This window comes from Desulfonauticus submarinus (genome assembly GCF_900104045.1).
Lineage (GTDB): Bacteria > Desulfobacterota > Desulfovibrionia > Desulfovibrionales > Desulfonatronovibrionaceae > Desulfonauticus > Desulfonauticus submarinus.
Map to the genome: position 1 here is coordinate 103,806 of NZ_FNIN01000005.1, position 10,150 is coordinate 113,955.

9 protein-coding genes and 1 CRISPR repeat array are annotated in these 10,150 nt (G+C 27.2%); all 9 genes read left to right on the top strand.

Annotated elements, in window-relative coordinates:
* The first annotated feature begins 8 nt into the window (after window positions 1-8).
* Complete coding sequence (locus BLP60_RS06380) at window positions 9-707, top strand: RAMP superfamily CRISPR-associated protein (protein WP_092065170.1); 699 nt, start codon at window positions 9-11, stop codon at window positions 705-707.
* The gene (rhuM, locus tag BLP60_RS06385; protein WP_200779114.1) at window positions 707-1,042 is read left to right on the top strand and encodes a RhuM family protein; all 336 of its coding nucleotides are present in this window, start codon (window positions 707-709) and stop codon (window positions 1,040-1,042) included. Before BLP60_RS06380 ends, rhuM begins: the two co-directional genes overlap by 1 nt.
* Before the next feature lie 290 nt (window positions 1,043-1,332).
* Window positions 1,333-3,153: a TIGR02556 family CRISPR-associated protein gene (locus BLP60_RS06390; protein WP_159427700.1), complete on the top strand. Its 1,821-nt coding sequence runs from the start codon at window positions 1,333-1,335 to the stop codon at window positions 3,151-3,153.
* A gap of 14 nt (window positions 3,154-3,167) precedes the next feature.
* The gene (gene cas7b / locus BLP60_RS06395; RefSeq protein ID WP_092065175.1) at window positions 3,168-4,181 is read left to right on the top strand and encodes a type I-B CRISPR-associated protein Cas7/Csh2; all 1,014 of its coding nucleotides are present in this window, start codon (window positions 3,168-3,170) and stop codon (window positions 4,179-4,181) included.
* 20 nt (window positions 4,182-4,201) lie between these two features.
* On the top strand, window positions 4,202-4,930 hold the full coding sequence (gene cas5b / locus BLP60_RS06400; protein ID WP_092065178.1) for a type I-B CRISPR-associated protein Cas5b: 729 nt from the start codon (window positions 4,202-4,204) through the stop codon (window positions 4,928-4,930).
* Between the two features lie 5 nt (window positions 4,931-4,935).
* Window positions 4,936-7,245 (top strand): CRISPR-associated helicase/endonuclease Cas3, encoded by a 2,310-nt coding sequence (locus BLP60_RS06405; RefSeq protein ID WP_092065181.1) that lies wholly within the window; start codon window positions 4,936-4,938, stop codon window positions 7,243-7,245.
* A complete protein-coding gene (gene cas4 / locus BLP60_RS06410; RefSeq protein ID WP_092065184.1) occupies window positions 7,242-7,748 on the top strand; it encodes a CRISPR-associated protein Cas4 in 507 nt (168 codons plus the stop codon). Before BLP60_RS06405 ends, cas4 begins: the two co-directional genes overlap by 4 nt.
* A gap of 138 nt (window positions 7,749-7,886) precedes the next feature.
* Window positions 7,887-8,879, top strand: coding sequence for a type I-B CRISPR-associated endonuclease Cas1b (gene cas1b / locus BLP60_RS06415; protein WP_092065187.1), 993 nt, complete (start codon window positions 7,887-7,889; stop codon window positions 8,877-8,879).
* A 34-nt stretch (window positions 8,880-8,913) separates the two neighbouring features.
* Window positions 8,914-9,177 (top strand): CRISPR-associated endonuclease Cas2, encoded by a 264-nt coding sequence (gene cas2 / locus BLP60_RS06420; RefSeq protein ID WP_092065190.1) that lies wholly within the window; start codon window positions 8,914-8,916, stop codon window positions 9,175-9,177.
* 211 nt (window positions 9,178-9,388) lie between these two features.
* A CRISPR array of direct repeats spans window positions 9,389-10,146; the repeat unit is 30 nt; unit sequence CTTCTCAGAGTAACTACAAGGAATTGAAAC.
* Window positions 10,147-10,150 lie beyond the last annotated feature (4 nt).

Genomic DNA, 10,150 nt, shown 5'->3' on the forward strand with positions numbered 1-10,150 from the left:
AGATAAAAATGTCGGAAGGCAATAACATTTTTCAAATAAAATTAAAAGCTTTATCTCCTATCTCAATTACAAAAAGAGAATTCGGGGTCCTGTATGAAACTTATCATTATATTCCTGCATGGACAATGTGGAATTCTCTTGTGAAGTTATATGCAATTAAAGATGGAAGTATTGATTATGAAAATGCAAAAAAAATCTTTGAGGAGATAAGGCTATCCAATTTTTACATAATTGAAGATAATGATATATTGGTAAATTTACAAGATGAGAAAAGAAGAGAATATATTAGCTCGGATTTAAAAAATGCCATAGATGTTTTAACAAATACTTCTTTGGATAAAGCTTTATATGAGAGAGAATATATAAAACCGGGTAGAGACTTTGTAGGGTGGATTAAACCAACAAGAGAAAATGTGATTAAATTTCTTAATGAATTAAAAGGTAAAATTTTCTTTATCGGTGCTGATAAAAATACTGGATTCGGGAAAGTTCGGTTTATGGATATTAAAACGGGTAATACTTCTTTTTTAAATGGAAAAAATGCAAAAAAGGTGATCGATTTTATAGACCACCCAAAAAATAACTATCATCTTTTTCCTGTTGAATCAAATAGGGATGAATTTTTTCCATTTATTGTAAGAGAGTGGGATGGAGACAAAGGAAATGGAATGAAAATAACTTACCATGCAAAGGCAATAGGGGATTAATGACCACTACCAACGAAATAATCATCTACCAACACAAAGACAAAAAAATAGAAGTCTCCCTGCGGGAAGAGACGATATGGCTATCTCTTAATCAAATTGCGGAATTTTTTGATGTTCAAAAGGTAGCGATTTCAAAACACATTAAAAACATATATGACTCTGGAGAGCTTCAAAGGGAGTCAACTGTTTCCATTTTGGAAACAGTTCAAATTGAAGGTAAGAGAAAAGTTAAAAGAAAAATAACTTATTACAACCTGGATGTCATAATCTCCGTAGGATATAGGGTTAACTCCCAAAAAGCCACAATGTTTCGTATATGGCAACAAATGTTTTAAAAAATTACCTTGTAAAAGGATATGCGGTTAATGAAAATAAGATTACAAAGGAAAAACTCAGAGAGCTTTAAAAAACAATAAAATTCATCAAATAAATGTCTTTTGTAAACTCATAACTTATAATTGTCTTAAATTTAGCGTAGAAATTATACTTAGTAATATATAGAAGAAAAGATGTATATGCGAGTAAATTTTAATTTGAAAAAGTAGTATAGCATAGTACAGCTGGATATAATAACTTATGTTTAGGTAGTTTGTAATATAATAAATGGATGTGGAAGGAGTTTGCAATGATTGAAGGAGTTTACAAAATAGGTGTTTTGCAAGAAAAAAGAGATTTTTTGCAAGAATTTATTGAGGATCCAGGTAATAACATTAAACATGTATTTAAAATTGTTGTTGATATAAGCAATGAAACTAATCCTGAATATAAAGGCATTAAATATGAAGAATATGATTCTTCAAAAAAGTTAAAATATTTTTATAAAAGAGGTTCTGCCAATGGACCTGATAAGACTCCAACTTCCAAAATTACTCAAATAGAAAAAACTTTTAATAACAAAGTTAAGAAAGTTTTTAAAAAATATTTAAAAAGTAACAACAGGTTTTTAAGTGAAAAAGAAAAAAATGTTATTTCTAACCTTCAAAATTTAATAGAAAAGAATTGTGATAAGATTTTAGAAGATTTGAAAAATTTTTCATCTAAAAATGGATTTTTAAAAAAACAAGATGAAATTAAAGATCCGTCGCTTATTACATTTGTTTTTTTTAAAAATGGAAATGTTAGTTATGTTGGAGAGTTAGATTTATTTGTTAATGTATTTAAAAATAATGAAAATGAAGCATACAAGTCTTTTTACAATAAATCCAATATAGAAAGTAGAGCAAGTGAAAGATATTGTTATATATGTGGACAGGTGGCTAGTGAGGTATGGGGTTTTGTAAATACTTATAATTTTTATACAGCAGATAAAGAAAATTACATTGCTGGAGGTTTTAATCGGGAGTATATGTGGAAAAATTATCCTGTATGTTCAGAATGTGCAAAGGTTTTGGAAAGAGGGAAAAAGTATATCAATGAAAATCTTTCATATAAGTTTTGTGGTTTTAATTATTTGCTTATTCCTGAGCTTGTTATTGATAATAAAGGGTTATTAAAAGAAATTTTATTTAGGACCTTAAAAAAATACACAGACTTTTCTTTGGCTGAAAGTAAATCTGCATTAATAGAGAAAGTTGAGAAAAGGACATTAAGAGAGCTTGCTAAAGTAAGTAATCACGTTAATTTTAATTTTTTATTTTACGAAAAATCCAATTCTGCTTTTAAGATTTTGCTTTATTTGAGGGAAATAGCTCCTACAAGACTTAAGTTTTTAATTGAAGCAAAGGACAAAGTGGATAATTTTGAAAGAAAAATTGATATTTTTAAAGAAATAAAAAAGAAGGGTACTATAAACTTTAATTTTAGTTTTAATTTCATAAGAGAATTTTTCCCGAATTCTAAAAGGGATGGAAGATTTGATAATTATTTTCTTGCAATATTAAATAATATTTTTATTGGAAAAAATATTTCAATGGATTTTCTTGTTGGAAGGTTCATGGAAAAAATCAGAACAGAATTTTTAAATGACAACTGGATCGAACCGTGGGTTTTAAAATCCTATAAGATATTTATTTATTTGGAACAAATTAATGTGTTAGATAGAAGGAGGCAGGAAATGAAAAATTATCAAAATAATTATGAGGATTTTTTTCAAGAAAATCCTTTGTTTGATGATGAGGTAAAAAAGGCTTTATTTTTGGAAGGCGTTTTGGCACAGAAGTTGTTAAATATACAATATCAAGAAAGACAAGCTACACCTTTTAGAAGCAGACTTAATGGATTAAAAATTGATGAAAAGGTGGCAAAAAGATTATTGCCAGAAATAATTAATAAATTAGAAGAGTATAACAAAAATTATTATAGAGAACTTGAAGAAACTATTGGAGAATATCTAATAAAATCTGATTTTAAAAAATACTCTATTGATGAGATGAGTTATTATTTTACTCTTGGTATGATATTGGCCAAATATTTTAGTTTTGATAAAGAAGAAAATAAGGAACAATAGTAAGGAGGAAAATTATGTGTATTGAAAAAAGAAGTGAAATTTTATTTTGCTATGATGTAACCGACGCAAATCCCAATGGTGATCCTTTGGATGAAAATAAACCAAGAATTGATGAAGAAACAAAAATTAATATTGTCACAGATGTAAGATTAAAAAGAACAGTTAGAGATTATCTTTATGAATATAAGGGATACAATGGACAAAATGGTAAGGATATTTTTGTAAGGGAAATTATATATGATAAGGAAGGCCATATTCAAGATGCTAAGTTAAGAATTGAAGATTTTATGTTAGATGAAAAAGGGGAAAAAATTTCGAAATCTGATTTAAAAAAATATTTCAATAAAGATAAATTAGGTGATGGAGAATATTTGCAAAAGATGATTGAGATTATAACTCCAAATCTATTAAAAAATTGTATAGATGTAAGACTTTTTGGTGCCACTATACCAGTTGAATATAAAAATAGCAATACAGGAAAGGGTTCAATAACTTTTACAGGACCTGTTCAATTTAAAATGGGACGCTCCCTCCATAAAGTTGAATTAAAACACATAAAAGGAACAGGGGCCTTTGCTTCTAAAGCAGGAGCAAGTCAAGCAACATTTAGAGAGGAATATGTGTTGCCTTATTCTTTTATTTGTTTTCATGGAATAATAAACGAAGTTGCAGCTAAACATACTAATTTAACAGAAGAAGATGTAAAAGAATTATTGGAAGCTATGTGGAACGGAACCAAGAATCTTATTAGTCGCTCCAAATTTGGTCAAATGCCGAGGTTTTTATTAAAAGTTACATATAAAGAATCAGGTTTTTTCATTGGAGATTTAGATAAAAAGATAAAGCTTACTGGATATGAGAATGATTTTAGTATAAGAAGCATAAAGGACTTTAAATTGGATATTGAAGAATTGAAAAAGTCATTTGCACTCAATAAAGATAAAATAGATAGTATAGAATATAAAATAGATGAAAATTTGTCAGTTGTTGGTGATATTCCTAATGATTGGGAGATATTAGAAGTTTAAAATATAAAAGAGGATTAGATATGAAAATAGTTGTTTTTGATATATGGGGAGATTTAGGGCACTTTCGAGTGCCCTATACCACAAGTTCTCCTTTAACCTTTCCTATTCCTCCTAAAACTGCACTTTATGGAATTGTTGGTGCTGTATTAGGATATGACAAAAAAAATTATTTAGAAAAGTTTCAAAATAGGAAATGGAAATTTGCTATAGGAATAAAAAATAAAATATCTACAATAAGAATAGCTGAAAATGTTATTAATACAAAAGTTGTTAAAATGTTTGCCCGTATGCCAAGGGGAAAATCGTGTAGAACTCAAATTAATTTTGAATTTTTAAAAAATCCATATTTTAGAATATATGTTACATCTTTAGATAACAATGAGTTGAATAAATTAAAAATTTTATTAAAAGAGCATAAAACACAATATACTATATCCCTTGGAATTTCTGAATGTTTGGCGAATTTTAGGTTTGTTGGTTCCTTTGAAGCAGAAAAAAAACAACTGGATGAATTTATTGAGATCAACTCTATTATTCCTTTAAAATATTTAAAAAATTCCTATCAAATAAATTTTTTAAAAGAAAACAGAAAGTATTTAAGAATACATATGCCAATGGAAATGAAATCAAATAGGGAATTAATAGAAAGCGAGGATTTTATTTTAGAAGCATATGGAAAAACTATAAATGTCAAACTTGAAAGTTATTTAAGAATAGAAGAATTAAATGAAAATATTGTAATATTTTAATTGCTATGAATTGTTTATCTCATCCGAACAAAAATCTTATAACACATCTTAGTAATGTTAAAAAAATAGGACTTACTCTTTTTGGTAATAAAGATAAAGTGGTTTTCGGATTGCCTGATAACTTGGAGAAGGTTCTTGAAATAGCACTTTTTTATCATGATTTTGGAAAATCTACAAAATTTTTTCAAGATTATCTCAACGCCTCTATAATCAATGAAAAATATGAAGGAAACTCAGAGTTAACTCAACATGCTTTAATATCTGCCTGCCTTGCTGCATATAAAATAAGTAACACATTAGAAAAAATAGACAATTCCTTACTTTTTAGTTTGCTTGTTTTCCTCGCTATAAGAAAACATCATGGAAATTTTGAAAATCTTGATGAAATGTTGGTTATAAGTGAGACTAAGTGGCGATCTCTTGAAGAACAATGGAATAATGTTCTCGAAGAATTTAAAAAAGAAATTGATAATATTCCATTTGAAGATCTTAAGGATTTTATTGAAGATTTGTTGTGGGATAAAGATTCAGAAATTGGAAAACTAGATAATTATTTCTTACTTAACTTTTTATTTTCAATTTTAATTTACTCCGACAAAACCGAGGTTGTACTTGGTCCGAAGATTGATACTGTAAAATTCCCAGACAAGATTTTCAACTCTGTTAATAATTATAAAAATCAAATATTCAAAAACTCCGAAAAAACAGAATTAAACAGATTAAGAGAAGATGCTTACAATATATCATTAGTAAATTTGTTAAAGCAACATAAAAATGGAAATATATTTTCTTTAAATTTACCAACGGGTGCAGGTAAAACATTAACAGTTTTAAATCTTGCATTTAATTTATTGAAGAACGATAAAAGTTTACAAAGGATTATATATGCATTGCCATTTACCTCTATTGTAGATCAAACAGAAAAAGTGCTTAAAGATATATTCAATAAAAACGGATTAAATTCAGATGATTATTTAATTGTCCATCATCATCTTGCAGAGGCAAAAATAAAACTTGATGAGAATTATATTGAAGGAGATAAAGCTGAATTTTTGATAGAAAATTGGGATAAACCTTTTGTTTTAACAACCTTTTGGCAACTTTTTAACTCAATAATCACAAATAAAAATTCTCAATTAAGAAAATTTCATAATCTCGCAAATTCAATAATTATACTGGATGAAGTTCAAACAATACCTTACAAATACTGGATTCTTACAAATGAAGTTTTTAAAAAAATGTGTGAAATATTTAATATTAAAATAATTTTTCTCACTGCAACAATGCCGTTAATTTTTAGTGAAGAAAAAAACGAGATAATTCCTTTAATCCCTAAAGATAAAAGAAGTGAATATTTTTCAAAATTTTCAAGATATAGAATTGAAATTGTAAATCATTTAAATGAAATAAATATCGATGAACTATTTGAAATAGCTAAAAAAGATATTAAAAAGAATATAAATAAGAGTTTTCTTTTTGTATTTAACACTATTAATACAAGCATTGAATTTTATAACAAAATAAAATCTGAATTTTCAGATAAAAAATTAATTTATCTTTCAAGTAATATATTGCCAATAGAAAGACAAAAAAGAATTGCTAAAATAAAAAATAATTCAAAAGATAAAATTATTGTTTCAACCCAGGTAATTGAAGCAGGTGTTGATATTGATTTGGATATTGTTTATCGTGATTTTGCACCTCTTGATTCAATTATACAGAGTTCAGGAAGATGTAATAGAAATAGTAAAAAAGAAATAGGTGTTGTTAAAGTCTTTAAATTAAGGAATTGCCGAGGAAAATATGACTACAGCTACATTTATAGTGGTTTGTCTGTCAATGCAACGGATTTAGTATTTAAAAACAAAGATAAAGTAGATGAGAGTAAGGTATTAGAACTCATAAATGAATATTACTGTAAAATAAAAGAAAATAGCTCAACCAATTTTAGTAATGAAATATTAATTGCAATGAAAAATCTGAATTACGAAGAGGTTAGCAATAAATTCAAACTAATTGATGAAATTCCTTCTTTTTCAATGTTTTTTGAAATTGATGAGAGAGCTAAAAAGCTTTTAAAAATATTTAAAGAAATTATGAATATTAATGATAGATATGAGAGAAAAAGTGAGTTTTTAAAAATAAAATCCGATTTTTATCGTTATGTATTGTCTGTAAAATTATCTGAAAAAACAAAAAGTTATCATTCTTCTTTTGATGCTATAGGTGAGTTAAGAATTGTTTCTAAAGATTTGTGTGAAAGCGTTTATGATGTAGATACTGGATTGAAATATGAGTGGAGTGTTTTTTTATGAGATATTTTCCTCCCTCAATCTTTAATGCCTACAATATATGTAAGCGTCAAGCCTGGCTTATGGCAAGACATCTTAATGCAGATCAATATAATGATTTTTTAGCAATAGGTCGTTTGATAGATGAGACAACTTACAAACGAGAGAAAAAAAAGATTTATCTTGCAGACTTAGAAGCAATGCTTGATATGGTAAGTAAAAAAGATGGTATTTATTATATTGCAGAGATAAAAAAATCATCTAAAACACTTGAAAGTGGTATATTGCAATTAAAGTATTACCTTTATTTGCTTAAATTGAAAAAAGGAATTGTAGCAAAGGGTCTAATAAAAATTCCAAAGGAAAGGATAAGTCGTGAAGTAATTTTAACAGAAGAGGATGAGGAAAAAATATATAATGTTCTTTTGGAAATGAATAAGGTTTTAAATTTTGAAAGGCCTCCAAAATTTGATAAAATTTTGAAAATTTGTTTTAAATGTGCTCATCTTGAATTTTGCTGGAGTTGATTAAAAGAGTAAAAAATTCCAATTATAAGATGGGGTATGAAATAAAAGAATAAATTAGAGTCCTTAATCAAAATTGGAGTTTTGTTGGAGTTAATTTGTAAAACCAATTAGAAGTATATCTTGTTCTGTCAGTGAGCTATGAAAAAAAGACTTTATATTTTAAGTAATGGTGAATTAAAAAGAAAACAAAATACTCTTTATTTTGAAACAGACGAAGGGAAAAAATTTATTCCTGTGGAAGGTGTAAGCGATCTATTTATTTTTGGAGAAGTAACGCTTAATAAAAAATTTCTTGATTTTTTAACAAAAACAAAAATTCTTATCCATTTTTTTAATTATTATGGATATTACATTGGAACTTATTATCCCAGAGAATATTATAATAGTGGGCTTATGATTTTAAAGCAAGCAGAATATTATTTAGATTTTGAGAAAAGAATGAATCTAGCTAAAAAATTTGTTCAAGGGGCTGTTTCTAATTTAACTAAAGTCTTAACTTATTATAATTTAAGAGGAATTGATCTTAATGAATATTTGAATATCATTAATAATCTTGTTTGTAAGATAGATGAATGTCAATATACTGAAGAATTAATGGCAATAGAAGGCAATATAAGAGAACAGTACTATAAAACATTTGACAATATTATAAATTCTTCAGATTTTTCTTTTGAAACAAGAAGCAAAAGACCACCTACAAATAAATTAAATGCGCTTATAAGTTTTGGAAACACTTTGCTTTATGTTGAAGTACTTTCAGAAATATATAGGACTCATTTAGATCCTAGAATTGGATATTTGCATACTACAAATAATCGTAGGTTTACATTAAATTTAGATGTGGCAGAGATATTTAAACCAATAATAGTAGATAGAGTGATATTTAGTCTTTTAAATAAGAAAATTATTAAAAAATCTCACTTTAAAGAAGATCTTGGGGGAATATATTTAAAAGATAATGGAAGAAAAAAATTTTTAGAGAAATGGGAAGAGCGTTTAACGTCTACAATAAAGCATAGAGGATTAAAGAGAAATGTATCGTATAGACGTCTTATAAGATTAGAACTATACAAATTAGAAAAACATTTTCTTGGGGATGAGGAGTATAAACCTTTTGTAGCCAGATGGTAATAATATAAATTTGGTAGGATTTGGAGAATTTTCAATGTATGTAATTATGGTTTATGACATAGAAGTAAATAGAGTTGGAAAAGTGTTAAAAATAGGAAGGAAATATTTAACATGGGTACAAAATTCAGTCTTGGAAGGGGAATTAACGAACTCACAATTTCAAAGCCTTTTGATAGAGTTAAAAGATATATTAGATGAAGAAAAGGACTCTGTTGTATTTTATCTTTTTAGGACGAAGGCTTACTTTAAGCGTCAAGTAGTAGGTATAGATAAAAATGAACCTTCTCAGTTTTTATAGCAGACAACTTATTAGATGCTTAAGGTATATAGTATTTGTTTTAAAGTCGTCGATATTGAGTAATGTAAAAAAGATAGGGGTACGACGACATTATATTTAAGGTATAACATATTGTATTTTTTATAGATTTTTTTTATTTTTTTTAAAAGTTGGTTCTGTTTGTTGACAAGTGAGGAGGGGTATGATTATTTTATTTTAATTATTTTTATGGCTTCTCAGAGTAACTACAAGGAATTGAGACTAATTCTTATGAGTTGATAAACTATCTTTTAATAAACTTCTCAGAGTAACTACAAGGAATTGAAACTATTCTCTAATAATAGGAACTAATTTTCCAAATACTCTTCTCAGAGTAACTACAAGGAATTGAAACCCAGCCCTAGCTGTTCCTTCAAACAATGCTTGCATTCTTCTCAGAGTAACTACAAGGAATTGAAACCAAATAAGGCTAATTATTTTAATAATTTAATTTAGAACTTCTCAGAGTAACTACAAGGAATTGAAACTCCATCGTTTCATGATAGTCTGCACTTTTCTCCTTCCTTCTCAGAGTAACTACAAGGAATTGAAACCCTTTTGGGTCTACAAGAATAGGATTACCATTACCACTTCTCAGAGTAACTACAAGGAATTGAAACCAATTTCCTTATCTTCTCCACTACAATTTCTATCTACTTCTCAGAGTAACTACAAGGAATTGAAACTTTTGTATTGTTTAGATATGGAAGATTTGTAGATAGCTTCTCAGAGTAACTACAAGGAATTGAAACACAGAAGAGCAACAAAAGAAGTTAGCAAGTCAACAACTTCTCAGAGTAACTACAAGGAATTGAAACTAAGTAGTAGGATATGTAACTGTATCAGAAAATAAAACTTCTCAGAGTAACTACAAGGAATTGAAACCAAATAAGGCTAATTATTTTAATAATTTAATTTAGACTTCTCAGAGTAACTACAAGGAATTGAAACTATA

Coding starts and splice junctions, on each gene's coding strand:
- BLP60_RS06380 (WP_092065170.1), top strand. CDS start 9: ATGTCGGAAGGCAATAACATTTTTCAAATAAAATTAAAAGCTTTATCT.
- rhuM (WP_200779114.1), top strand. CDS start 707: ATGACCACTACCAACGAAATAATCATCTACCAACACAAAGACAAAAAA.
- BLP60_RS06390 (WP_159427700.1), top strand. CDS start 1,333: ATGATTGAAGGAGTTTACAAAATAGGTGTTTTGCAAGAAAAAAGAGAT.
- cas7b (WP_092065175.1), top strand. CDS start 3,168: ATGTGTATTGAAAAAAGAAGTGAAATTTTATTTTGCTATGATGTAACC.
- cas5b (WP_092065178.1), top strand. CDS start 4,202: ATGAAAATAGTTGTTTTTGATATATGGGGAGATTTAGGGCACTTTCGA.
- BLP60_RS06405 (WP_092065181.1), top strand. CDS start 4,936: ATGAATTGTTTATCTCATCCGAACAAAAATCTTATAACACATCTTAGT.
- cas4 (WP_092065184.1), top strand. CDS start 7,242: ATGAGATATTTTCCTCCCTCAATCTTTAATGCCTACAATATATGTAAG.
- cas1b (WP_092065187.1), top strand. CDS start 7,887: ATGAAAAAAAGACTTTATATTTTAAGTAATGGTGAATTAAAAAGAAAA.
- cas2 (WP_092065190.1), top strand. CDS start 8,914: ATGTATGTAATTATGGTTTATGACATAGAAGTAAATAGAGTTGGAAAA.